The sequence below is a fragment of the Pseudanabaena sp. PCC 7367 genome (genome assembly GCF_000317065.1).
GTDB classification, from domain to species: domain Bacteria; phylum Cyanobacteriota; class Cyanobacteriia; order Pseudanabaenales; family Pseudanabaenaceae; genus Thalassoporum; species Thalassoporum mexicanum.
Genome location: NC_019701.1, coordinates 3,102,630 through 3,126,886, shown reverse-complemented (window position 1 = coordinate 3,126,886; position 24,257 = coordinate 3,102,630). Strand labels below are relative to the sequence as shown.

At 47.2% G+C, this 24,257-nt stretch carries 29 protein-coding genes; 11 read left to right on the top strand and 18 right to left on the bottom strand.

The window, feature by feature from the left end; genetic code table 11:
* Window positions 1-24: 24 nt before the first annotated feature.
* Window positions 25-924 carry a branched-chain amino acid ABC transporter permease gene (locus PSE7367_RS12440; RefSeq protein ID WP_015165704.1) on the bottom strand — a complete coding sequence of 300 codons (900 nt, stop codon included), beginning with the start codon at window positions 922-924 and terminating at the stop codon, window positions 25-27.
* Window positions 925-939: 15 nt separating this feature from the next.
* Here PSE7367_RS12440 and PSE7367_RS22065 point away from each other — a divergent pair, with 15 nt between their 5' ends.
* Window positions 940-1,077, top strand: coding sequence for a hypothetical protein (locus PSE7367_RS22065; protein WP_198013416.1), 138 nt, complete (start codon window positions 940-942; stop codon window positions 1,075-1,077).
* A 125-nt stretch (window positions 1,078-1,202) separates the two neighbouring features.
* Here the strand turns inward: PSE7367_RS22065 and PSE7367_RS12435 are convergent, their stop codons facing one another.
* Window positions 1,203-1,616: a hypothetical protein gene (locus tag PSE7367_RS12435; RefSeq protein ID WP_015165703.1), complete on the bottom strand. Its 414-nt coding sequence runs from the start codon at window positions 1,614-1,616 to the stop codon at window positions 1,203-1,205.
* Window positions 1,617-2,142: 526 nt separating this feature from the next.
* Window positions 2,143-2,448, bottom strand: coding sequence for a hypothetical protein (locus PSE7367_RS12430; protein WP_041698456.1), 306 nt, complete (start codon window positions 2,446-2,448; stop codon window positions 2,143-2,145).
* Between the two features lie 30 nt (window positions 2,449-2,478).
* Here PSE7367_RS12430 and PSE7367_RS12425 point away from each other — a divergent pair, with 30 nt between their 5' ends.
* Window positions 2,479-2,931, top strand: a complete 453-nt coding sequence (locus PSE7367_RS12425; protein ID WP_015165701.1) for a hypothetical protein — start codon at window positions 2,479-2,481, stop codon at window positions 2,929-2,931.
* 263 nt (window positions 2,932-3,194) lie between these two features.
* Here the strand turns inward: PSE7367_RS12425 and PSE7367_RS12420 are convergent, their stop codons facing one another.
* Both PSE7367_RS12420 and PSE7367_RS12415 read right to left on the bottom strand, forming a co-directional pair.
* Window positions 3,195-3,815, bottom strand: coding sequence for a DUF3611 family protein (locus PSE7367_RS12420; protein ID WP_015165700.1), 621 nt, complete (start codon window positions 3,813-3,815; stop codon window positions 3,195-3,197).
* A gap of 125 nt (window positions 3,816-3,940) precedes the next feature.
* On the bottom strand, window positions 3,941-4,597 hold the full coding sequence (locus tag PSE7367_RS12415) for a Mo-dependent nitrogenase C-terminal domain-containing protein (protein ID WP_015165699.1): 657 nt from the start codon (window positions 4,595-4,597) through the stop codon (window positions 3,941-3,943).
* 287 nt (window positions 4,598-4,884) lie between these two features.
* Between PSE7367_RS12415 and rnc the strand changes: the two genes are divergently transcribed.
* Window positions 4,885-5,550, top strand: a complete 666-nt coding sequence (gene rnc, locus PSE7367_RS12410; protein ID WP_015165698.1) for a ribonuclease III — start codon at window positions 4,885-4,887, stop codon at window positions 5,548-5,550.
* A 296-nt stretch (window positions 5,551-5,846) separates the two neighbouring features.
* A complete protein-coding gene (locus tag PSE7367_RS12405; protein WP_015165697.1) occupies window positions 5,847-6,017 on the top strand; it encodes a hypothetical protein in 171 nt (56 codons plus the stop codon).
* 72 nt (window positions 6,018-6,089) lie between these two features.
* On the opposite strand, the gene PSE7367_RS12400 is transcribed toward PSE7367_RS12405, so the two are convergent.
* The gene (locus PSE7367_RS12400; protein WP_015165696.1) at window positions 6,090-7,076 is read right to left on the bottom strand and encodes a methylated-DNA--[protein]-cysteine S-methyltransferase; all 987 of its coding nucleotides are present in this window, start codon (window positions 7,074-7,076) and stop codon (window positions 6,090-6,092) included.
* Between the two features lie 190 nt (window positions 7,077-7,266).
* On the opposite strand from PSE7367_RS12400, the gene PSE7367_RS12395 reads away from it, so the two are divergent.
* Window positions 7,267-7,926, top strand: a complete 660-nt coding sequence (locus PSE7367_RS12395; RefSeq protein WP_015165695.1) for a hypothetical protein — start codon at window positions 7,267-7,269, stop codon at window positions 7,924-7,926.
* Here the strand turns inward: PSE7367_RS12395 and PSE7367_RS20505 are convergent, their stop codons facing one another.
* The 8 genes from PSE7367_RS20505 to PSE7367_RS12355 all read right to left on the bottom strand — a co-directional run bounded on the left by PSE7367_RS20505 (window position 7,927) and on the right by PSE7367_RS12355 (window position 16,076).
* Window positions 7,927-10,155: a PAS domain S-box protein gene (locus PSE7367_RS20505; protein ID WP_015165694.1), complete on the bottom strand. Its 2,229-nt coding sequence runs from the start codon at window positions 10,153-10,155 to the stop codon at window positions 7,927-7,929. It abuts the gene before it with no gap.
* A gap of 20 nt (window positions 10,156-10,175) precedes the next feature.
* Window positions 10,176-10,937: a MinD/ParA family ATP-binding protein gene (locus PSE7367_RS12385; RefSeq protein WP_015165693.1), complete on the bottom strand. Its 762-nt coding sequence runs from the start codon at window positions 10,935-10,937 to the stop codon at window positions 10,176-10,178.
* A 217-nt stretch (window positions 10,938-11,154) separates the two neighbouring features.
* Window positions 11,155-11,706, bottom strand: a complete 552-nt coding sequence (gene def / locus PSE7367_RS12380; protein WP_015165692.1) for a peptide deformylase — start codon at window positions 11,704-11,706, stop codon at window positions 11,155-11,157.
* Window positions 11,707-11,801: 95 nt separating this feature from the next.
* The gene (locus PSE7367_RS12375) at window positions 11,802-12,014 is read right to left on the bottom strand and encodes a hypothetical protein (protein WP_015165691.1); all 213 of its coding nucleotides are present in this window, start codon (window positions 12,012-12,014) and stop codon (window positions 11,802-11,804) included.
* 239 nt (window positions 12,015-12,253) lie between these two features.
* Window positions 12,254-13,228 carry a DNA polymerase III subunit delta' gene (locus PSE7367_RS12370; protein ID WP_015165690.1) on the bottom strand — a complete coding sequence of 325 codons (975 nt, stop codon included), beginning with the start codon at window positions 13,226-13,228 and terminating at the stop codon, window positions 12,254-12,256.
* An 18-nt stretch (window positions 13,229-13,246) separates the two neighbouring features.
* Entirely contained in the window at window positions 13,247-14,536 is a 1,290-nt protein-coding gene (locus PSE7367_RS12365) for a hypothetical protein (RefSeq protein ID WP_015165689.1), read from the bottom strand.
* A gap of 386 nt (window positions 14,537-14,922) precedes the next feature.
* On the bottom strand, window positions 14,923-15,387 hold the full coding sequence (locus PSE7367_RS12360) for a nuclear transport factor 2 family protein (RefSeq protein ID WP_198013415.1): 465 nt from the start codon (window positions 15,385-15,387) through the stop codon (window positions 14,923-14,925).
* 185 nt (window positions 15,388-15,572) lie between these two features.
* Complete coding sequence (locus PSE7367_RS12355) at window positions 15,573-16,076, bottom strand: orange carotenoid protein N-terminal domain-containing protein (RefSeq protein WP_015165687.1); 504 nt, start codon at window positions 16,074-16,076, stop codon at window positions 15,573-15,575.
* 101 nt (window positions 16,077-16,177) lie between these two features.
* Here PSE7367_RS12355 and PSE7367_RS22060 point away from each other — a divergent pair, with 101 nt between their 5' ends.
* Complete coding sequence (locus PSE7367_RS22060; protein ID WP_156800396.1) at window positions 16,178-16,426, top strand: hypothetical protein; 249 nt, start codon at window positions 16,178-16,180, stop codon at window positions 16,424-16,426.
* Here the strand turns inward: PSE7367_RS22060 and panB are convergent.
* Window positions 16,423-17,202 (bottom strand): 3-methyl-2-oxobutanoate hydroxymethyltransferase, encoded by a 780-nt coding sequence (gene panB / locus PSE7367_RS12350; RefSeq protein WP_015165686.1) that lies wholly within the window; start codon window positions 17,200-17,202, stop codon window positions 16,423-16,425. The genes PSE7367_RS22060 and panB overlap by 4 nt on opposite strands.
* Window positions 17,203-17,421: 219 nt before the next feature.
* Here panB and petP point away from each other — a divergent pair, with 219 nt between their 5' ends.
* The 3 genes from petP to PSE7367_RS12335 all read left to right on the top strand — a co-directional run bounded on the left by petP (window position 17,422) and on the right by PSE7367_RS12335 (window position 19,397).
* The gene (gene petP, locus PSE7367_RS12345; protein WP_015165685.1) at window positions 17,422-17,631 is read left to right on the top strand and encodes a cytochrome b6f subunit PetP; all 210 of its coding nucleotides are present in this window, start codon (window positions 17,422-17,424) and stop codon (window positions 17,629-17,631) included.
* 123 nt (window positions 17,632-17,754) lie between these two features.
* Window positions 17,755-18,129, top strand: a complete 375-nt coding sequence (locus tag PSE7367_RS12340; protein ID WP_015165684.1) for an HU family DNA-binding protein — start codon at window positions 17,755-17,757, stop codon at window positions 18,127-18,129.
* A 206-nt stretch (window positions 18,130-18,335) separates the two neighbouring features.
* Window positions 18,336-19,397, top strand: a complete 1,062-nt coding sequence (locus PSE7367_RS12335) for a Get3/ArsA fold putative tail anchor-mediating ATPase NosAFP (protein WP_015165683.1) — start codon at window positions 18,336-18,338, stop codon at window positions 19,395-19,397.
* Between the two features lie 890 nt (window positions 19,398-20,287).
* Here PSE7367_RS12335 and PSE7367_RS23160 read toward each other — a convergent pair.
* Window positions 20,288-20,431, bottom strand: a complete 144-nt coding sequence (locus tag PSE7367_RS23160) for a hypothetical protein (RefSeq protein ID WP_413773406.1) — start codon at window positions 20,429-20,431, stop codon at window positions 20,288-20,290.
* Between the two features lie 429 nt (window positions 20,432-20,860).
* Between PSE7367_RS23160 and PSE7367_RS12330 the strand changes: the two genes are divergently transcribed.
* A complete protein-coding gene (locus PSE7367_RS12330) occupies window positions 20,861-22,057 on the top strand; it encodes an amino acid ABC transporter permease (RefSeq protein WP_015165682.1) in 1,197 nt (398 codons plus the stop codon).
* 409 nt (window positions 22,058-22,466) lie between these two features.
* The gene (locus tag PSE7367_RS22495) at window positions 22,467-22,652 is read left to right on the top strand and encodes a hypothetical protein (protein ID WP_198013414.1); all 186 of its coding nucleotides are present in this window, start codon (window positions 22,467-22,469) and stop codon (window positions 22,650-22,652) included.
* On the opposite strand, the gene PSE7367_RS12325 is transcribed toward PSE7367_RS22495, so the two are convergent.
* Both PSE7367_RS12325 and rdgB read right to left on the bottom strand, forming a co-directional pair.
* The gene (locus tag PSE7367_RS12325; RefSeq protein WP_015165680.1) at window positions 22,649-23,626 is read right to left on the bottom strand and encodes a histone deacetylase family protein; all 978 of its coding nucleotides are present in this window, start codon (window positions 23,624-23,626) and stop codon (window positions 22,649-22,651) included. The two genes, PSE7367_RS22495 and PSE7367_RS12325, sit on opposite strands and share 4 nt — an antisense overlap.
* Before the next feature lie 17 nt (window positions 23,627-23,643).
* Window positions 23,644-24,234, bottom strand: coding sequence for an RdgB/HAM1 family non-canonical purine NTP pyrophosphatase (gene rdgB, locus PSE7367_RS12320; protein ID WP_015165679.1), 591 nt, complete (start codon window positions 24,232-24,234; stop codon window positions 23,644-23,646).
* Between the last annotated feature and the right edge of the window lie 23 nt (window positions 24,235-24,257).

The following is a 24,257-nucleotide window of genomic DNA, read 5'->3' as shown; positions in this document are numbered from 1 at the left end:
TAAATTTTTTGAAGTTATAAAAAATCAAAATGTGCCCCGGAATAATCCCTGCGGCTTAAACAATAGCACTAAGATCATAATTAGCAAGCCCACCCCCAATTTATACTCAGTACCCAAGCAATACTGCGCCAATTCACCTAGCTCTGAGGGGCAAAAAGTGCTGGTTTCCTGAGCAATACCAATGATCATCGCCCCCGCGATCGCCCCGTAGGGATTGCCAATCCCACCCAAAATCACCGAGGCAAACATGGGTAAAATCAAGAACCAGCCCATATTTGGCCGTAGCGTTTGCACAATCCCATACATACTGCCACCCAGGGCAGTCAGGCCACCAGCGATCACCCAGGTCCACAGAATTACCGCATCCACATTAATCCCAGAGACCCTGGCCAGTTCTGGATTATCCGCCACTGCCCGCATCGCCCGACCAATTTTGGTATTTTGCAAGAGATAATAAAGTGCGCCGATTGCCAACAAGGCCAGCACAATCACCAAGATCCGATTGCGGGTGATCGTCAGCCCCAAGAACTGCAAGGCCGGAAAAGTAGGCAAATCAAATCGCTGGGGCGAAGGCCCCCAAAATAAAATAATTGCATTGCGAATTACTAACGCCAGGCCGATCGAGACAATCATCAAGGTGGTTGAGTTTGCCCGCTTTGCCCGCAACGGAGCCCAGAGAATTTTCTCGACAATTATCACCAGGGCGATCGCCACCCCACAGCCGATCGCTACCGATAGCCAAATATTTAGCTTGAGCGCAACATTACACAAAAAGGCCGCATAGGCTCCAAAAGTAAGGATATCGCCGTGGGCAAAATTTGCCAGCCGCAGAATGCCATAGGTGAGGGTTAGACCCACTGCCGCCAGGGAAATAATGCTCCCCAGGGCGATCCCATCGATCGTTGCTTGTAATAGTTCTTGCATCGCCAACTTTATTATGTGCTCTGGAACATTATTCCTTATGTTGGCAATGGATGGGTGATGCAAAGCTTACGGTTTGAGCTAATCGGCAAGGCGATCGAGGCTTGGCTGGTCTCAATAAAAAACGATCGCCAGACAGATCCATTGCTCGGTTAGCGATCGTTAGAGATGAAGGGATCACAAACTAGAGTTACAAAAATCTATCCAATCTATCCAATCTATCGAGTCTATCGAGTTCAGATTATTGCAAATTTGCGGGTAATCTAGCCAGAGAGAATGCCCTATGCCACCTCTTCGATCGCCACATTCTCAAAGGTTAGCTTGATCTCGGCCAGATCATCACTATCAACCTCCTGGTTTTCCAGCTTGATTTTTAAGGGCAAAGATTGGTCAGCCGACAGCAAAAAATCAATATTTTCTTGATCATCCAGGTCAGTAGTGGTAAACCCTGAAACTCCTTCATAGAGCTTGGCAGTGCCAGTAACCCTCGCATCACCATTGGGCAGGGCGATCGCCTTGAGATCCAGCTCCACCCTCACTTCACCGCCGCATACCTTGGTGACCTGGAGTAATTCAACTGGCTCGTCTATATCAATTGCAGCGCTCCCGGACAGGCGGTAGTGACACCATTCAAAGCTTGATTGATCGTCATCGCTAATATCAAGGCTGCCGGTGACAAAGATCTGTCTTGCCATATTATTTCACCCTAATCAATTTCGTCTGATGCTCTTATTATACTTTTGTCAGTATTTATACTGGCGGAATTGGCATTGATTATTGTTTTTGACAAGTATTTAAACCAACATGTTCCCGAAGTGATGAGTAATAGTGAGTAATATGTTGGCGATCAAGTAGTAGGTGAATGTAATTCTGGGCAAGCTATTGATTGGAATTAACATGAATTGAGTTTGAATTTACAACAATAAAAATTGCTGATTCTATTCGCTCAGGCTCAAAAATTTTCCGCCAATCCCATGTTTATCAATGGGCGATCGCTGCTCAGCTTGGAGCCTTATATTTATGAATATTTCTAAATATTGCTAAATAGTTATGAGCTTCTTATTTATGCCGTTGTTCGATCCGCGGATAAGTAGCTGCGAATAGATGTATGGAAACTCTAATCAGACAGGCAGCAATGCTAGAATAGAGTTAGGAGAGGTACAAAAAACAAAGCTTGGGAATCTAAAAGACGCAATTCCCAGTATTGCCTAGATAGCCAAGCTACGAGGCTAGTGCTAAGTACCTAAGTAAAACACCCCTAAGTAAAACACCTAAGTAAAACAAAGAGCGATCGAGCTGGTGTTGAGTTGTAGCGATCGCGGCCTTAAAACTACTTTTAGTAAGTTTGCCCACTACCCTCGCGTTATGTTCTCCTGTGCCAACACTAGCCACAGGTTGAGTTTGATCGCAATTGATTAAGTGTAAATAATCAGTGCAAATAGTTATTTGTTCTGGATTTGCTCTGCCGAAGTCCCAGATGTAGGTCGCTTTCCCATCTAAATTGAATAACTTTACTAACATCTTCATCCTGCTAGCTTAGATTAAGAAAGAGGGAAAATGAAAAGGTTTATCACTACAGCCGCCGCGATCCTTGCGCTGGCGATTCCTGGCTCATTGGCGATCGCCAAACCTGCTGAAGCAGACGTGGCAGTTCGGTTTGGTAATGATGGCGTGAGTCTATATCTAGACACTGACGATCGCTATTACAGCAATAATCGCTATTACGACAACCGTGGTTATTACAAAGATAGCAACTACTACAAGAAAGATCGGTATTACAACCAAAGACGCTATAACAATTACAATCGTCGCTATAACGATAATTACTACAACAGATCACCGCGCCGCCGGGTTTTAGTAACGCCTCGGCCATATTCCCATAATCAACGCATCTATGAGGTGAATAGCCCCAGGAGATATAACAACAATCGCTACAATCGCAGCGATCGGTACTACAATAACAACCCCCATAAGTATTACAAGAACCGGCCCTATAGCGATTACCACTAGTTTTGGCTAGGCGACAAGCACAGCTAAATCTTGTTTAAATACTCCCGTATCATTCCTTTAGCGGATGGTACGGTCACTTATTAATATATATATTTGTGCATGCCTATTTGGTGGATGCCAAAGTTAGGCCATTTCCTTTTGGCTTAGGCTTAGCTGTTTATATCTTTGGCTTAAAATCACATCAAGAAGTTAGATGAGCTAATTGATATAGCAATTGAAGACTGGGTTAGCCGCAAAGCCTTTCGATCGCAAGATCATCATTACTAATTATTCGATCGCTCCGTAATGCTGGGGATGCGTACCAGCAAAAACAATGAGATCAATAGGCCAATAAAATGCGCCAAAATCACATTTGTGTTGGCCTGCACAATAAAAATATCCAACGGTTGTACAAAGCTACTAAAACCACCGCCAGTGGTAGCCACCGCATTACCAGGTACCGAGATCGCCTTGCTAAACAGCACGCCAACGATCGCAAACCCCCCCAATAGAGCCACACCGATCCCAAACAAGCTAATATAAACGCCGATTTTGACCTGATTCAGGGTACTGGCCTTGGAAGGTCGATCGCTGCGATCGCCATTGGCAGCACCTAATTTCTTCGCCAGACGGGTATACCAATACATCCAGAATACATTGGCACAGGCCAAGAGCAGGCCGATCGAGGCCAGAGTCAGCCCCGGCCCCAGGCCAGGATTACCCTCACCACTTTCTACTACCGTGATCGTAAAGAAAGCCTGCGCCAAGATCACCGCCGCGATCACCGTGAGAATTACTTCCACCGTAAACCCCCACCAACCAGCGCGACGGAGCAGCACAATCACCTTAAGGATATTGGCAGAAGCAGCCGATCCTGGCTCGGCACCTTTAATTTCTCTGGTCATAGAACTTGGCGATCGCAATCAACTGGCAAATGGTTCATATGAATCTGTTGCTCGGTAACCAATTAGTAACCAATTAGTAACCAATCAAACAATGCCTAGAGTTTAGCAGGAAAGCCTGGCTAGCTCTAGCAATATTTACTTACATCTTGACCGCATTCATCGGCCAGGTAGCTGAGCGATTTGAAGCGTAGTCCCATCAGTTGATCGAACAGAGGATTGATTTTACACATCGCTGGGATGTGCATAATTTTTTTGCCAAACAAATAAACATCACGCTCGAATGGGCATTGCGCTGGAACCACCTTACAAATGAACTTGGCCAGCCGTTGATCTTTAATATCCAGGTGATCCATCCATTCCTTGACGGGCTCCAATAAATTGGGATGTTGTTCTTCATCCGGTGAAGCCTGGATTGCCTTGCGCAATTGGGCGATCGCTTGGATTTCTTGCCCCAAAGCCTCGCAATATTCCTGGATCAAATCATCTTCAGAGATGGAATATTCACCATCCACCATCGCCATCATTACGGCGGTGCGCAGGAAGTTCTCAGCCATATCCGCATCATCGCCAAAGGCTTCCTTTAACTCCTGGGGGGTGATTGGTTTTAGCTGATCCAGGCTAGAGGCATCGGTAAATGCTTCCAGGTGGCGATCTTGGGTAAATTCTTGTAATAATTCTTTTTCGGATGGACTGAAATCATTATCAGCCCAGGCGATGCTCATCAGCCCCCTGAGCCAGGCGGTGATCTGAGTATTGGAGTAGGGGATTTCTGTTGCAGTCATAGCTTATTTAGCTTACTTAATTGATCAAGCTCAACTCTGCTTCCATCATAAATGGTCTGCTCGTCAACTGTGTGAAAGATTGCCTTTATTAATTTCAAATCTCAGGTTTAATTGCAAATAACAAAAAATCTTCATGAGACTACATCCCTGAAGACCTGAGCAAGCGATCGCCACCTCACCTTTAATTTCAACCGGCAGATTGGCAATAACTGGTTTTGGGGTTAGCGGTTGCTTGTCGATCGAATTAGGGGTTAAATTTGAGCAACAGTTGATCGTAACTATGATTTGTGTCTACCCCATCGCCGCTGCCCCAATTCAAAGATCCGCAACTATTAGAGCAGGCATTAACCCACACTTCCTATGCCTATGAAAATAACTTGGTGGCAGTGAATAACCAGCGGCTAGAGTTTTTGGGGGATGCGGTGGTGGATTTTGTGGTGGGTGAAATGCTCTATCATTGCTATGCCCAAATGGCGGAAGGGGAGCTAACCCGGCGGCGATCGATGTTGGTGGATGAAACCAATCTGGCCAGACTTGCTAATCAAATTAATCTGGGCGAGAAATTAAAACTGGGTAAGGGCACGGATTTGAGTGGTGGTAGGCGATCGCCCTCGATCCTGAGTGATGCGTTTGAGGCGGTGATTGGTGCTTACTATTTAGATTCGGGGTTTGCGGCGGTCAAAATTTACCTGGAAGGATTATTCGCGCCGATCCTGGAAACAACCAGGGTGGTGAATAGTAAATCTATGTTTCAACAGTGGGTGCTGGGCAACATTAGCAGCAATCCACCGGAATATCGGATCATTGCCGAATCGGGCCCCGCCCACAATAAGCACTTTACCGCTGAGGTGGTGGTAGATGGCAAAAGCTATGGGGTTGGTTCTGGCCACAAGAAACAAGAGGCAGAAAAACAAGCCGCTGAGGCTGCGCTGCGACAGGTTGGCTTGTTATAGCAATTTCGATTGTTGTACGCGGGCTGAAACAAAAACACCCCAACGCGTTGGCTAGGGTGGAGAAGACATGAAAAAGATTAATCTAATCCTAACTTGAGGAGTAGGCTAAGACATCACCCAATTGGGTTAATCACCTCAATGTGCAATTAAAAATTCAAAAACTGGCAAGGGGGAGCTTAAGAAAAGTGAAGCGATCGCCAGTTAACTATTATATTTTGCTAGAACTAATTTACGGCTAGTTATTGTTGCTGGTCGATCGTGATGGAACCCAGAGCATCAAGGGGGTTATTAAAATTATGAATCGCACTGCTTTTATGATCACGCTGGTGATTATTACCGCGATCGTGGTGATGGCGAGTTTGCCGGAGAAGGCTTATAAGTCGGCGGATACCAGAACTTTTCTGATCGCTACGTTTGCAACTACTGTCCTGACGGCGGCGGCTTTGCTGGCTTTTCTCTATATTTAAGCATTTAGAAGCATTTAGATTGCGGTTGAAATTGTAGAAACTTGATATAAATTAAAAGTTAATCTATTCGATTCATAAATTTTGATCTTGATTTTTCTCTTGGGGTTGCTCCTGAGCCTCAAACTGGCTCGCTTCCCAACCCAACAAGGCGGATTTACGGGTCAGTCCCCAGCGATAGCCGCCCAAATGCCCAGAGCCACGAATTACCCGATGACAGGGAATTAAATAACTAATCGGATTCCGACCGATCGCTGTGCCAACTGCCCTGGATGATTTGGGTCGATCGATCGCAGCGGCAATATTTTGATAGGTTGTGACCGTACCGGAAGGGATTTGCAACAGGGCTCGCCACACTTGAATCTGGAAATTAGTTCCCTTTAGATGGAGCGATAGGGGGCGATCGGTGGGATTGGAGTTGAAGAGGCGATCGCAAATTGACCTGGTGCGATTTTGATCAACCATCAGCTCAGCCCTTGACCAATCCTGCCGCAATTCCTGCTCAGCTTGATCCGCTGCATCAATAAAATACAAATTACAAATTCCCCGCGACGTGGTGGCAATCAGGCAATCGCCAAAGGGAGTCGGATGCACGCCATACCAAATTTTCAAACCCGCTCCCCCTGCCTTATATTCCCCTGGGGACATTGCCTCCAGGTTCACAAATAGATCATGCAAGCGGCCAGAGCTAGATAAACCCGCATCTAAGCTTAAATCCAACAGGCTGGGAGTTTGCGTAATTCTTGCCTTGGCATATTCAACCGTGAGGAATTGGCTGAAGCGTTTGGGGCTAATGCCAGCCCATTTTTTAAACAATCTTTGAAAGTGATATGCGCTGAGGTGAGTCTGAGCGGCGATCGTGGCCAGGTCAGGCTGATCGCGGTGATGATCGCGCATAAACTCGATCGCTTTTGAAATTAGCTCATAGGTCTGGCTATCGTTGCGATCTAAATGATTTTGCTGCGAGGAAAGATCCATACTCAATTTTGACTGGTTCCGCTGCAACGCGATCCCAAATGTATCGCAATCTTGATTAGGATTGGTTAAGGTCTGTTCAAGCATGGATAATTCTCCTGGCCGATCGTAAAAGCCGTCTTAGATGTTTATAGTTGGATCAACGATCTAAAGCCACCCGTTTCTTGCTATTCTGAATTTCTTTAAAAAGCAGATCTAGCAATTGTTTCATCCTTTCCTTGCTTTTATAATCAAATTTCAAATTTGCACAACCAGCCAAGCTAGAGGGTTTAAATCTATGCATAGCGATCGCCTTAGCAAAATTATTCTGACTGGATTAACAATTTTTGGGGTGGGTGCGATTAGTCCGATCGCCACAATTAATAAATCCGCGCAAGCTGATATTATCCCCGTAGAAACTAATCAATCGAGTCAATCTAATCCCAATCCCAACAATCAGCCCAGGTTGATTCTGATCCCAGTAGAGAGTAAGCCTAGCAATCCTAATCGATCGCCCCAGACTAAACCAGCACCGAGTCGATCGATTCCCGCCAATCCAGCAGATCCAGTCATACGCAATGATTCCCCCAACGATCGCGCTAATCCAGCTACCCTCTTTGCTGGAACCTGGCAAGGTCGCGTAATTCAAAAAGATGTGGATGCACCGCCATACTTAGTGGTGATCAATTTTGAGGCGGCTAAGCCAGTGGCAGTGGGCGATCGGCTCGCCAAAATCGACTACCCCGATCTGCAATGTGGTGGTTATTTAACCGTGATCGAGGTCAGGGGCGATCGGCTTCGTGCTAAGGAAAAGATTGATTATGGCACCAGACAATGCGTTGATGGTGGTCTGGTTACGCTCAAACCGGAGCAATCCTCACTTGGCTTTGATTGGACTTACTCCGCCAATCCCAATGAAAGTATTGTGAATGGCAGCTTGACCCAAGCCGATCGCTAACTAGAAATCCTCAAAATCTAATCGCATCCGATCGGCCTCTAGCTTAAGTTCCTGGAAATAATCATCCTGGATAATTTGCGCCACATCCCGCTCCCGCTTTTGGTGATCAATTTCGATCTTCAGTTCCTGTACCTGTCGGCGCAGTTCGGCTTCTTCTTGTTTGCGGCGGGTAATATCCTGCACCATACCCTCATAGAACAATAACTTGCCTCGATCGCTGCGCACCGCCCGCACATTTTCTTCGATCCAGATCTGGCTGCCATCCTTGCGATAGACCTGGTATTCAAATCCTTCGATTTCGTCCACATGGTCAAGCAGGCTGGTGAAGCGATCGCGGTAGCTAGCATCAACATACACATCATGGCTTGCCTCCCTGGTACGAATTAGCATCTCCTCTGGTGAATCATAGCCAAAGATTTTTGCCATTGCCGGGTTAACACTGAGATAGTTGCCATCAGGGGTGGCCTGAAAAATACCATCCAGGGCATTCTCAAAGATACTGCGATATTTATTCTCAGCGATCCGCAGCGCCTCTTCAGCCCGGCGACGCTCGGTGATATCAATACCCACCATCACGATCGCTTTACCCTGTTGGTATTTTTGCACCTCTAGTAAATAGAAACGCAGGGAGCGATTAATTGCCACCTCCACTAATTTAGTTTCAGCGATCCGATCGCTGTCAATGAAAGCATGAATAAACTTGGCCAGATCAACATTGCCACTCAGATAGCCAACCTTTTGGCCAATCAAATCTTCCGCCTCAATCTGCCAGGTTTCACAAATGTAGCGATTGACACCCAAATAAGCCCCTTGATTATTAAACCAGGCTACCAAGCCAGGCATTGCACCTAGCACCGCTTCCATTTGCTCATTGGCCTGAGCCAGCTCTTGCTTTGCCTCATTCAGGTCAATATTCCTCGCCTCCAGACTTTCAAATGAACTCTGAAGTTGTGCCGACATGAGATTAAAGGAATTGGCTAGCTCCCCGACCTCGTCATTGCGATCTAAATTGACTCGCTGATCCCATTCCCCTTTGCTAATATCTTTGATCGCATGATTGAGATTTAAAATTGGGTTGACGATCCATTTGGAAGTCAAAATTGCAATGCAGATCGCCACGATCAGGGCAGCAAGGCAAAGTAGCACAGTAATGCGAGTATTGGCATTAATATTCGCCATGAAATCTTGTTCTGGCACTACTACCACAATCAGCCAATCAAGACCGATTTCATCCTGGAATGGCAATACCTGCACAAACTGGCGATCGCCAGCCGCCTGGAAGTCAAGTTGCATGGGAGCCTGAAAAGCAGTCAACTTGTCGTAGTTATCTTGGAGGTGATTGGCAACCGCTTTGGTCAGATCGTTATTACTCTCGATCGCCAGTTTACGCTGAGGCTCAGTATCACGACCCAGGCTAAAGGGTGCTTCGGTGGTTGAAGTGGCCACCAGACCGCCCGATCGCTCCACAATGAAAACCTGAGCGTTGGTACTGATGTTTAAATCCTGTAAAAAATCACCAATTAAGTCCAGGGTATAGTCAACCCCAACCACGCCTTGAAATTGCTGCTGGCGATTGTAGAGTGGCGCGGCGACTGTAATACCTAGCTCACCGCCGATATAGGTATAGATATCACTCCAATTGATCCGATCGAGAGCGACTGTTTGTTCATACCAGGGGCGCAGGCGGGGATTATATTGATCGGTGCCAATTTTAACGGTGCGATCGCCATTGGCATCAAGTAAATAGGCAATTCGTTGCGGTGGTGTTTCTACTGGTTTGGCCACCAAATCACCATTATCCTCACGCTTAACATAAACAAATTTGCCCTGATCATTGCCAACATACACGGCATACATGTAGTCAAATAGTCTGATTTGCTGCCACAAAAAACGCTCCACATAGCCGAGGTTTTCATTGTTTAAATCAGCTAATGGCAGTTGATCGAGCTTGGCGGCGTTGGCACTAGACTCCACTGCCAACACTGGCTCATGCAGATAGCTTTCTAAGCGTTGGGCAACCCGACTGGAGACTTCTTCGCGCAATTGGGAGGTAACATCTTTTACTGCCCTTTGTCCATTGCGAAAGGATAAAAATCCCACCACACCGACGATGATGGTAACTAATAGGATCTGCGGCACGGCCAGGAGCGTCCAGATCGAAACCCGGCCAGCGACCTTGGCAATCGGGTTTGAGGAGGGGCGATCGACTGGGGCAATGTTTTCAGACATAAGGCTATGGGGCGACAGGGCTATGCTTGATCAATGATCTGTTGGGCTACGCTGGCAAATTTATGGGCGATCGCGTGATCAGGTTTTTCAACACAGAAAACGCCCTCACTTGCCAATTGCACCATCTCCTCGGATAACGGAAAAACTGCTACCACTGGGGTTTTATAAATTTCTTCTACCTTATGGCTCAATGCATCAAAATTAAGGCTGCTTAATGCTTTATTAACCACCAGCATCATATGCCTGACCTTTAGTTGTCTGGCTACATCCACGGTAACTGCAGTGCCTTGGAAATCCTGCTTATCGGGGCGCAGAATCAGAATCAAAATATGGGAAATAGCGATCGACAGAAAAGTTTCCTTAGACAAGCCCGGATGGGTATCAATGAATAAATAATCCAGCGACAAAGCCTTTACTAAACGGCGAAACCCTTCATTTAATAGCTTTACATCATAGCCAGATTTAAGCACTGTGGCGATCTGATCGGCGTTGATGCTGGCTGGCACCAAAAAAAGCCGTTTGTTTTCACCCAAGCCAACCGCCGCACTAACATCATAGGCGGCCTTCTCGATCGGGCTGCTGCCTTGCAAAAAACTATTCAGGGTGGTGGTAATATTCTGCGGGTCAAGACCAAACAGAGTATGAATGCCAGGTGAAGGCAGATCCGTATCAACTATCCCAACCCGATATCCCTGAGCCGCAACGGACGTGGCTAGGTTGGCGGTGAAATTAGATTTACCAGTACCGCCTCGGTAGGAATGAATTGAGATTACTTTTGGCATTTAGCTTGTCTATTGTTATCTGTTATGATCCGTACTTGCTGTACTGGAATGGGGAAGTAAATCCAGTCACTTAGACTATATACCTAAGATCAAGTCTTTTATCTCAATTTAGCGCTAGTTGCAGCAGAGGAGCCGATCGCAGTAATGCATAAAACATAAAAAGCATCGTTAAGTAAGTTATTTATGCTCCAGTTACTTAAAATCGCTGTATTTAAATTTAAGCAATTGAGACACTAATTTGTTGTAGATAGTCTGCCTCGGTGATCAATTCCGACTCATCTACTAACCGATCGCTGAATACTATGCCTTCTAGGTGATCATATTCATGCTGAAAGATGCGGGCAATAAAATCAGTCAGCTCCTGGTGATATCGATTACCATAGCGATCGAGATAGGTAACCTCGATTGATTGATGGCGCAATACTTGAGCGCGGCGATCGGGCAAGGAAAGACAACCCTCCCAATCAGACACCATATTATTGGATTTTGCCAGGATCACTGGATTGATCATCGCGGTGGGTTCCATTGTAGGAGCCTCAGGATAGCGGGGATTGGGGCGCGAAGCCACAATAAATAAACGCAGCGCATGACCTAACTGGGGGGCGGCAATCCCAACCCCATTAGCAGCCTTAATCGTGGCGATCGCATCATCAATCAACTGCTGGATCAATGGATCATGTATATCTACTACTGGCACCGCTGCACCCCGCAGGCTCAGATCTTCTTGTGCAGAGCGCCCTAACTGGCAGATGGGGAGAGATTTTTGCATATTTCTGGTCTGTTTGTGGAGGAAGAAGGATATGCAGCTTCAGAATTTGAGGCGCATACCACGCAAATTAGCAATATTTGACCATCACAATTGGATTATTCACTATCCAGGATCGCAATCAGGGCATCTGCTTCCATTACTGCCATGCGTGCTTTTTGGTAAATATCCTCAAATTGGATATCAGAGCTAGTCAATGACTGCATCAGCATCACAGAGAAAAGTTCGCGCTTAGTCAAACCATTAATAATCTCTTCGGATTCTTTGTTGTGGCTGAGGGGGAAGGCAGAGTCGGTTCGTCTGGTGGTCATTGTTTTCCTTCTGGTTTTAGTCTGCGGCTTGGGAGCCGATTTTGTCAGTTAATTTAGAATAATTTAGAACAGTTAGGAGTTTAGTCATACTCACGGCGATCCACTCATGGAATAGGTGTAGACATCGATCGCCATGCAGTTATTATGTCAGCTAATTATAGGTTAACAACTCAGGCACTTAAAAATTTCTAATTTAGTGAATCCAATTTAGTGAATCCAAGCATTAAGAAAAATCAACGCTAAACTATTGCCAGCCTACCAGACCGTAAATCTGTCATCTTCAAAAAAGTCACTTCCCATACCAATCGTGGCTGCACATAGCCATTTAATAATTTATGGGCTTGTTCCAAGCATTGGATGATCTGTGGCAGATGGAGCGATCGCCCCTGATAAAGCCGCCAGAAGTAATTTTGTAAATATTCAATTAACCAAAGCTGGGTTTCAATATCTAGATCTTTGGCAATTTGCTTGGCCGTGGTCAGCGCAGCGATCGGTTGAGCGGGGATTTGTTCTAGGGCTTCTAGAATCTCGTCTGGGATTTCGGCTAGTTTATCGATCGCCATGAGTGCCGTACCAGGTGATCCCTGAGCCAGGTCTAAAATTTGGAGTTGCAGATCGCTATACCCAAGCTTACCTAGCACCAACTGCACCTGAGCCACCGAGAGCCGATAGAACGGAATTAGCTGGCACCGCGACACGATCGTTGGCAGTAAATTACCCGCCGCCGGCGCAATCAAAATAATCGTGCCATGACCTGGTTCTTCCAGGGTTTTCAGCAAACCATTTGCCGCCGCTTCCGCCATTGTGTGTGCATCTTCAATCACCACTATCGATCGCTGGCTTTCCAGGGGAGGCTTACTCAAGAATTCGGCGATCGATCGCACTTGCTCCAGGCGAATTTGGGGCGCAGCCCGACGTTTAAGTCCCTGTTCTGCTGCCTGCGAGGCGGTGAGCAGCTTGCCACGATCCAGGTAAGTTGGCTCCACCCAGAGTAGATCGGGATGATTGCGATCGTGGATGCGATGGGTCGATTTATGGTCTTGAATTAATATGGTGGCGAAAGCTGTAGCGGTCAGGGCTCGACCGATGCCCGGTGTGCCAGCAAACAAATAGGCAGGGGCGATCCGATCGCGTTTGATCGCCGCCTTGAGCAGGTCAACGGCGCTGGTCTGACCAATAATCTGGCTGAATGGGTCTAGATTTTCGATCGCCACGTCTTTAATATTTTTTGTTTAAGCTTTGCTTGGCAATCGGGCTTGGGAAAAGATGCGATAGTCAGCACTGCCACTGATGCTATGGCCATTACTACTAGAGCCATTGCCGTTGCTATTCATCTTGAGCAGATTATAGTTGGTGTCTTCGGTATAGATCGTCAGAGTCACCCGCAGAATTTCGAGGAAATCAATTAATGGCCGACATTCATCCTCGGCAAATTGACTGTAGTGTTTAATCAGTTCAGCGAGGCAGGTTTCAATACAAGTGCGGCTATCCGGAGAGATCAAAACAATCTTCAGGAGTGGAATCACCATTGCCAGAGGATGACCATGCTGAAGCAATACCTTAATTAAATCTGAGGGAGTATTGTAGTCTTCGCCCAAAATCATTGCCCTGACGACCCGATCGCAAGTACGCCGCATCAAATCAGCATCAACCCGGCGATCGTCACAACTAGGAAAAGAATTATAGAGCATTTCGACTACGCGCCAATAGGCCGTCACTGCATCGCTGTCGTCGTAGCTAAATTTCAAAAATTGCTCAAAATTAGCTTTGAACTGGCCAAAAGTTATGCCACTATTCAGGCGCATAAATATATTGGCTCGATTTCGGTAGTTGAAACCATAATGTGAGCCCAACACAAGCCGAATCAACGACAAAACATCATCACCAAGACAGGTGGGATTGGCAGGAGGGGCATACTTACCACCGATCGGCCGATTGACCCGCACCGTATACATGGCCAGGTCAAACCTAAACTGGCTTTTAATACTGTGGGATAGCATTCCCGCGATCTGGCGTTGTTCGAGGGGGTTATTTAAATTCGCATATTGGGAGGTCAGCAAATAGGCAGAGTAGCGATCGCACCAGCGTGCCCGCACGGCGATGTGTCTGGTGGCAAGGGTTTTGAGCTTGAGATAATTCCCAGAAACCACAAACCGCTGCACCCAGCGCCTGAGGGTAGTCAGCTTGGGTAAATTAGTATGTTGATAAACGGCTGTATCGGCCAGGAGCGTAACTAACCGCTGCCCATAGCAATAATTGCTGGTTACATTCCAAAAGTTGATCAAAATAAAGCAAGAGCGTTGCAAGGTATAAATAAATTCTTGCTCATTATTTGCATCAATCACTTCGCCCAGAGCCTGCCAAGCAGCGCTATCGCCGACACATTCATAGTTAATGAATAAATCACCAAACGCCATTAATACTTTTTCTGGCGGCCAGCGCCGAACGACTCGCATCAGGTAATCATAGATCCGCTGCTGCGATCGCTCTAATTGGCGACTTTTGGGTTGCAATACTGCCACTTTTGCTTAGATAGTTGCTTAAACTTTGGTTACGTAAAGCCGAGTGCCATCAGTAATGTGATTAATATCTCTAAATAATGCGCTAAAACGACTGATTCTGGCAAGATGTTTTTTTACAAAAAATCATCATCTTTATGATTGAAAATCGCTTACTATCCTGCCTAGGCTTGGCATTAATCGTTTTTTACGATCGCCAAATTTTAATTGAATAGACGACAAGCTTAGCAACTTACTTATGAGTTGCCGATCGGATTTAACATTCAACGCCCAAACTAATTCTACCCAATCATGCTGGGTGATAAGTCAAGAAATGGTTAAGCGGGGCTAAAGCAAAACTAGGGAATCTTCTTGCAACTGCCGTAGAGAGAATCGCGGATATCGATCGCTTAGCCACGATTATTGCGAAACTTGAGTAACTCTTGCATAGTAGCCAGCAGATCGATCGCCACGCAGGTAATTTGCCGATTGCGATCGAGAGCAAACCGCCAGGCCACATTCACCGCACACCAGGGCAATTCTACACGACCAGTGATTTTCAAATGCACAGTGCCATCCGCAAAATACTCAGCAAAGCCTTCTTTGGGATTGGGTTTGATGCCAATCGCCTCTTGGGCTAAATAGTTGGCGATCGCCACTTTACCAACCACGCCATCCTCGAACGGGGGGCATAATTCACCATCGGGGGCAAACAGACTGGCGGTTGCCTCAAAATCTTGATTGGCTAGAGTTTGAAAATATGCGATCACGTTTGGTTCATCGATCCCAGCGATCGATATTTGCCTGGTCTGGATGTTATTTGGGCTTAAAGTTGGCGGTTTCTGGGCAAGCGTTAGTTGATTAGGATTAGTCATAGTGGCGAGACCTAAATAAAAAGCAGGCATCAAAGCCTGCGATAAATTAGAGATACAGAGATGTTTAGATGAGTAGATCGAGAAAACAGATTAGATGCTTAGATGCATAGTTATACTTAGGATCGTTAAGCCATAGATATAACTACTAACTAGCTAAGTTAATTAGCTAAGTTAATTAGACAAATTTAGAAAAGAGGATCAACACCCATTTCAGCGGCAGCATTGCGAAGTACGGTGATTTGCTGGCTCATTTCCAACAATGTAATCGTTTCGAATGCTTTTTTAGCATCGCGGGATAGTTGATAACCAGCCGGCACAGGTACCACGATTTTTTGATCCATGAGTTGTGCCAAAACATACCAGAAGCCTAGCTTGGTGTTGGTGGTGAATACACCATAGGCGCGAGTAACTGGGGTGTTTCTCTTCTCAACCAAATCGCGCATGGTCTGAAGCTGTTCGTCATAGGACATTTGCTTAATTTGGTCTAGCAAACCAGCAGCCAATTCTAAGCGGGCAGCGCCAGGGGCAGCAGGAGTAATGCTACGACCAATTTCGGTGTAAGCAATCCAGAGCAGACCAAGCTTGTCGTCGGTGCTTAGTGTCTTGTACTGAGCAGTAGCGAGTTCAACATCATTACCGACAGCGATCGCGGGGAAAATTGTGGAGTTATAGTTTGAGATGTTAGCCATTTGATTTAATACCCTAACCTTGATTACTTAATTACAAAGCCTTGAACTACAGAAGCTGCAAGAGCTTTGATGACCTAAATTTTTACCTACTTGAATCGCAGTTGTCTGAACTTGAAACCTTCATTTGCTGCGATGGAAGTAATGTAACGAAAGTTTACTTAGGTGTAATCCGTATAAAGATATATTGGCTAGGGATATTTACTTATACCTGGGGAGTAGCTACCAAGAATAATTGTTGTAGTCTTTATGGACTGTGGGTTTGTTACGATCGCTGGGATCAACCTGCTGCACGGGATTTAGCCGATGTGGTGGCGATCGCTTTATGGCTCAAACCATGTCTGCCCAATTAATTTGTGGGGAAGTTATGATCTTGCACATCCTGACAATACTTTTGCAAGATCGTGGTGATGATCGTACTGAGATCAATGTATTTAGGTGCAAAGGGTGGCTGCCATGCTGATAAACCCAGTAGATCGTGGGTGACCAGAATTTGGCCATCGCAAGCATCACCAGCGCCAATCCCGATCGTGGGTATGGGTACAGCCTGCGTGATTTTGCCCGCCAACTCTACCGGCATATGTTCCAATAAGAGCGCAAATACACCCACCTCCACCAGCGCTTCAGCCTGCTTGAAAATTTCAGCGGCGGCAGCTTCATCGATTCCCTGTTTACGGAAACCCAAGCGATGCACTGCCTGGGGCGTAAGGCCAATGTGCCCCATCACCGGGATGCCCACCTGCACAATCCGGCTCACCCGATCGACCATATCTGGATAGCCCCCCTCCAGTTTGAGGGCTTGTGCCTGGGTTTCTTTAATTACCCGCCCCGCCGATCGCAACGCCTGCTCATCACTTTCCTGGTAGCTCATGAAGGGTAAATCTACCACCAATAGCGCATTCTCCACGGCGCGACCAACTGCCTGGGCGTGGTGAATCATTTGATCGAGGGTAACTGGCAAAGTATTTTTGTGTCCCAGCGCCACCATTGCCAGCGAATCACCCACCAGAATAAGATCCACACCAGCCCGATCGATTAATTTTGCGATCGCGTACTCAGTTGCGGTGAGGGCAGTAATTGGCTGGCCTCGTTCTTTGAAGGTTTGCAAATTGGCGGTAGTTACGGTCATAGGGCAGAAAATTAATCTGAGGGAATATCCAGGGAAATAGCTAGCTAAAAAACTAGTTAAAGAATTAACGGTGGCTTTGGAGCAAGCGCCAGCAGTAGCCATGATTATCTGTAAGTAACCGATCTAGCGATCGCAATCTTGCGCCAAAACTAATGTAAACTTTTCTAAGAAGATGTAATCAATTCTTGCGTAAATTCACTCAATTAAAATATTTCTCAGATGCAAAGTTCTAATTCTTTTAAAATCGGGCAGCGAGTGCGGATTCAGGGCTTCCGCGAAGGTGTAAATCAAGATATGGCCTCGAAACAGGGCGAAGTAGGCACGATCGCCGAACCCAAGATCGTTGATGGCGGCATGGGCTATGTGGTTGAATTCAACGACAGCCAATCGGCTTGGTTTTTTGCGGAAGAATTGGAAGTAGCAGGCTAATAGTCTAGCAATTTTGATTCGCCTTTGAATTTTTAATAGCCGAATTTTTGATCGCCTGGTAATTCAATTTTTAACTGGATTCAACTGGATTCAACTGACTTAATCGCATTAAATCGCATTAATATGGCAGACCTAAATCGCCAAGATTTAATTAAGGGCATGATGGCTGAGGTGGATGGATTGACCTACAGCATGGCAGCGGCCAGTCTGGAGGCTTTTTTAACCTGCGTCAGCCGTGCCCTAGGCGATCGCCAATCGGTTGTGATCAAAAATTTTGGTAAGTTTACTGTCCGCGATCGAAAGGCCAGACGCGGCATGCATCCCCATAGCCACAAACCGATCGAGATTCCGGCGGTTTCGATTCCCCATTTTGCGCCTAGCCCCACTTTGAAGCAGTTGGTTAACCAAGATCGGCAACAGTCTAAGTCTGGGGGTAAATTGCTCAAGCCCTCTAGCCACAGCAATATTAGCGATCGCTACCCTCAAGATCAGCTTTAAACAGCGATCGATCTGAAGCATCCTACTGAATCACTTAAAAGTAACTTAATAAAGTATTTCACCTTCCTCAGATATGCTGCGCCCAGAAATTTAGCTCCAATTATGTCCCAATGGTCTAGGCTGAAACCGTCTCTTCCTGGTATTAGTCAAGTATTAAGTATTAGTCAGATATTAATAATTGAGCAGAGGAAATCTTAAAACAGGCAATGAGTTTAATCCTGACTTTTTTAGGCAAGGGTGGCGTGGGCAAAACCACCACCGCGATCGCTACGGCTAGAGCCTATGCCAGTCAAGGCAAACGAGTATTATTGGTGGGGCAGCAGGTGGGCAACTCCCTGGCGCAAATGCTAGAAACCGAGCTGGATTGCGATCCCAAGCAGGTGCAGGCTAATTTGATGGCGGTAAATCTGGTCTCAACCACGCTGATCGAGCGCTATTGGGAGCAGATGCGATCGCTGGAGAACCAGTATTTACGCACGCCATTTTTTAAGGAAGTCTATGGCCAGGAGTTGGGCATTTTGCCGGGGATGGATGCGGCGCTGGGTCTGGCCTGGTTGCGCGATCGGGAGGCCGAGGGTAATTATGATCTGATTATCTATGACGGCATGGGCGATATGTATGCGCTGCGGATGCTGGGGATGCCGGAGATTTTGAGTTGGTATTTACGGCGCTTCAGGGATGCAATTTCGGTTTCTTCGTTGGGTAAGGCACTCAGCCCGTTTGTGGAGCCGGTGTTGCGCAGTGTGTTGCATGTTTCCAGCACCGAGGATTTTAATAAGCAGGCAGGGGAAGCGACTGATATTTTGAGTCAGGGGCGCGAGGCGGTAAAAGATGCCGATCGCGTGGCGGCTTATCTGGTCACGACTGCTGATCCGATCGCAGTGGATGTGGCTAAGTATTTGTGGGGTAGTGCCCAGCAGGTGGGTTTGACTGTGGCGGGGGTGTTTGGGCGCGGTGAATTTGATGCCACCGAGTTTGCACCGTTGCCAGTGGAGACTTTGGCCGATCGCCCTGGTGAATTAATTATCCCTGACCATATGTCGCCGCGTTTGGCTACGCCGTCGTTTTCGATCGATGTGGCGGCGAAGCTGGTGAAGCTCTATTTGCCGACGTTTGATAAAAAGCAGGTGAAGCTGATTCAATCGGGGCCAGAAATCACGATCGAAGCGGGCGATCAACGCCATAATTTGTTTTTGCCACCTGAGCTAGCTGGTAAACAGGCGACGGGGGCGAAGTTTCAGGATAGTCATTTGCTGATTTATTTTTAAGGTCTCTTATGGTAGCGATCGCTGCTTCACATAAATTAAAGGTTTTGCTATCGACAAAATGGGGGATTAGTGGGTATTTTAGAAGAGTGATCGACGCAGGTCATAAGATCCTTGAAAACCGCATAGTTTCGTTCACCTGTGTAGATGCCTTGCGATGCAAGCGTTTCAGGTCTACACGCATTGTTTTGATTGGCAATAATGAAGGTCAATTCTCAATAATTATACCCTCCGTAGATTTGTACCTCTCAATGCCACTCTGGGTAGGGGCTCTAGATCAGGGCTCTTGACATCCCAACTACCCCGAAAGGGGACTGAAACCGGGGTTAATAATATAAGTAGCTAAACGCACTCATGCAGCCTTGACATCCCAACTACCCCGAAAGGGGACTGAAACCAAGTAGATGAGTTAGAAGTGTTCGCAACACTTTCTAAACTTGACATCCCAACTACCCCGAAAGGGGACTGAAACTGAAGCACTCATGTACTCCAGCAACCATCAGGGTAGACCTTGACATCCCAACTACCCCGAAAGGGGACTGAAACATGCAGCTACCTTAGCTTTAAGGCCAAGTATAAACTGAGCTTTCAAACCCACTACCCCGCAAGGGGACTGAAACGATCCCTTTGAGGGATTCGCCAACTACTTCAAAGCCTTTCAAACCCACTACCCCGCAAGGGGACTGAAACACTTGTAATGTAAATAGAGATCATATAAATCAGAGTATCTTTCAAACCCACTACCCCGCAAGGGGACTGAAACCCTCTTTCCTTCCTTGTTTTGGATCCTCTATAAATACTGCTTTCAAACCCACTACCCCGCAAGGGGACTGAAACTGAACATGCCCCCAAAAAGACCGCAGCTATACAAATAGCGGAAACTTTCAAACCCACTACCCCGCAAGGGGACTGAAACTGGCGGTTTCATCCAACACAGCAAAATTAATTGGTGCATCTTTCAAACCCACTACCCCGCAAGGGGACTGAAACTGCAAATAATCCTCTGGGACAACAACAGTTTTTCCAGTTTCTTTCAAACCCACTACCCCGCAAGGGGACTGAAACTCCCAAGAACCGATACATGCATTGCACGCGTTAGTTCCTTTCAAACCCACTACCCCGCAAGGGGACTGAAACAATTCTTTGTACTGAATTAAATGCGTGAATAGAAATAGCATTCTTTCAAACCCACTACCCCGCAAGGGGACTGAAACTCTTTTTGCTCCTGAGTTTTGGGTAAAACCTTCGAGGACTTTCAAACCCACTACCCCGCAAGGGGACTGAAACAAGAACCTTTGGTAAGCCAGGATGAATAAGGTTGGGTAGCTTTCAAACCCACTACCCCGCAAGGGGACAAAAAACAATAAAAACCGTTAAATCAATACCAATTAAGGTGCGATCGCCCCGTACAATTTGATCACCCGATCGTAAAATAGCGGGAACTCGAATTACTACCAGCGATCAGCATGACCCAAACCCCCAACCAAGTATTACCACCAGAGCAGCCCAGCGCGCCGATCCTGTGGCTCAAGGAAAACCTCTTCAGCTCGTGGCACAACACCGCCCTGACGCTCATTTCGATCTCATTCATTGCGATCGCCGGAACCGCCAGCATCAACTGGGTCTTCAACCTGGCCGATTGGGAAATCATTGAAGTAAACTTTCGCCTCTTCCTGGTCGGGCGCTATCCCAGCGAACTCTACTGGCGGATCTGGACAGTGCTGGGCATGGTTTGCTTTCTGGGTGGGGCATCCTGGGGCATTTGGGGCAGATTCAGTCGCAACTTTGCGATCCTCACCGCCGTAGTTGCGATCGGTTTGGCTTTTATTGTCCCCGTCGAAGACTTTGCCCCCCGTGTCTGGACAGTGGTTTCTGGGGTAATGGTTTTTGCTGGCTTCTTTGCCGGACAAGCCCTGAAAGGATTTAAAAATATTAGCCTTGCCCTCTCGATTACCTGGTTTCTCTCCTTCTTTGTCACCCTCTGGTTGGTGGGTGGTGGCCTGGGACTGGAGCAAGTCCGGATCGATCGTTGGAATGGCCTGTTACTTACCTTGATCGTCGCCGTGGTGGGGATTGTGCTGTCGTTTCCCTTTGGCGTTTTGTTTGCCCTGGGTAGACAAAGCAAAACCATGCCGATCGTGAAATGGTTCTGCACTATCTACATTGAAGTAATTCGTGGCCTGCCCCTGATTGGCATTCTGTTCTTTGCCAAAACGATGATGCCGTTGATCGTGCCGAAGGAAATCAGCATCGATGCGATCGTGCAGGTGACGATCGGGTTTATTGTCTTTACCTCCGCCTACCTGGCCGAAAACGTGCGCGGTGGCTTGCAGGGTACCCCCAGAGGTCAAGAAGAAGCCGCCAGAGCGTTGGGCTTAAATGTGCCGCTGTCAATCAGCTTGATTGTGTTGCCCCAGGCGCTCAAAGCCGTAATCCCCGCGATCGTCGGTCAGTTTATTTCATTGTTCAAAGATACCGCCCTGCTTGGTGTACTCAGGATTCTGGACTTCTATGGCATGGCGCGATCGATCCTGGCGCAACCCGAATTCACCCGCAACAGCCCCGAAGGGTTTATTTTCATTGGCCTGGTCTACTGGGTGTTCTGTTATGCCATGTCAATGGGCAGCCAGAAGCTAGAAAAAACCTTGCAAACTGGTCGTTAGGTTGCCATCGCTAATAGTCAATTTTCTTGTCATTTCAGCACTAATCCCAGATCTTGATGATAAACTAAAGGTAGGATGAATATCATCTGTGTCAGCGATCGTTACACTATGTTCATCTGCGGTGAAGAGGGGGTTGCGCTAAAAATTACTTAGTCACAATGGCTAAGGGCAAGGGAGGTGAGAAAAATGACGAAAAGTGAACTTAGACAATACAACTTTTCCCATGTTAGCCATAAGTACCAAACGCCTCGGTTAATGAATTTAAAAGGTATAAAAAAACAGTATCTGCCAGGAACTAAGAATACTGGTATTAAAGTAACCAGGGCAGGTTATCCAGGTGGGATAGTGCTAACAAAGCCGGTAAAACCACAGTTGCCAACGCCTAGAGGGCATCAGGATACAGATAAAGATGGCATCCCCGATCGGCATGATCCTCGTCCCTATGGGCCTTGGTGGCAAGATCCCCATCGGCATTTGTGGCCACAACCAAACGGAAGGACAGTTCGTAATCCTTTTACCCGCTGGTAGGGAAATTAGTCGAACCTTGTCAGGTGAGGGGCGATCGCCGTTTGCTCTAACTGCTTCTACTTGCTAGAGCCGATATTGATGATAAACCTCACTGGCGGCACGATGCAGCAAGGTATGGCGATAGACCAGCGCCCGCATATCTTCGGCATAGCCACCACCAATTACACAGGCCACCGGGTAGCCCTGTCCCACACAGGTACTCAGCACTTGCATCTCGCGCCGAAACAGTCCCGTGTTAGTAAGCGCAAGTTTGCCGAGGCGATCGCCAATGTGGGTATCCACCCCCGCATCATAGAGGACTAAATCTGGCTTGAATTGATCGAGCAGATCCGGTAAATAACTGGCCAGGGTGCGTAAATAGTCCTCGTCTTCCATCCCCACCGGTAGCGGTACATCCAGGTGGCTGGTCTGCTTACGATGGGGGAAATTATCCTGGCAATGCATCGAAAAGGTAAATACCTCTGTTTTGCGAGCATCCTTAACCCAGTTATTGGTCTCATTGGTTAAGCTCGCCTGCGCTTGGTTAATGGCATTAAAAATAAACGCAGTGCCATCGCCCTGATGCACATCCAGATCCACGATCAGCACTCGTTGCGCCAAATTCTGCTGCTGGACAAGCTTGGTGGCGATCGCCAAATCATTAAAAATACAAAACCCCGATCCAAAGCTAGGAAAAGCATGGTGGGTGCCGCCAGCGGTATTACAAGCTAAGCCATGTTCGATCGCTAACTTGGTGGTCAGGATCGATCCCGCGATCGCGGTTTGGGTGCGTAGCGCTAATCCGGCACTCCAGGGCAAACCAATCCGGCGTTGTGCCTTGGTATCGAGCGTACCATTGCAATAGGCATCCACATAATCGGGATCATGCACCAATTCAAACCAATCCTGGGGCGGTGGTTCTGGGGCATGAAATTGGTCGATTGTGGCCACCCGATCGGCAATTAATTGATCGCGGAGCAGGCCAAACTTGGGCATGGGGAAGCGATGACCAGCGGGCAGGGGCGCAACATAGTTGGGGTGATATACGATCGGCAAGTCCATTGATTTATGCGTTGACCTCAATGATCCTGTTGCCAGATTTGCTTCAGTTGGGGGATTAAGATTTCCAGGGCGATCGCCCTATGGCTAATTTTGCCTTTTTCTGGTTTGGTCATTTCCGCGAAGGTGCGCTGTTGCTCTGGGACATAAAAAACCGGATCATAGCCAAAGCCATGATCGCCCCGCTGCTCGGTAATAATTTCGCCTTTGCAAATGCCGATCGCTTCGCTGACGACTTTGCCACTGGGATCGGCCACCGCGATCGCACAGACAAATTGCGCCGATCGATCTGCTTTGCCCTCTAATTCTTGCAATAGGCGATCGATTCTGGCCTGATCGCTATTGCCATACCTGGCGGAATAAATCCCCGGTGCGCCGCCCAGAGCATTTACCTCTAAGCCCGAATCATCGGCCAGTGCCCATGTGCCTGTGGCCTTAGCAATCTGCTTAGCTTTTAGATATGCATTGGCAATAAATGTCTCGCCGGTTTCTGCCACGTCGATCGCCTCCGGCTTGGGCAGGATCTCCCAGCCCAATGGTGCTAAATATGCCCGAAACTCAGCCACCTTGCCGCGATTGCCACTGGCGATCACTAATTGTTGCGATTGCATCTTCCCCACACCATAATTTACTT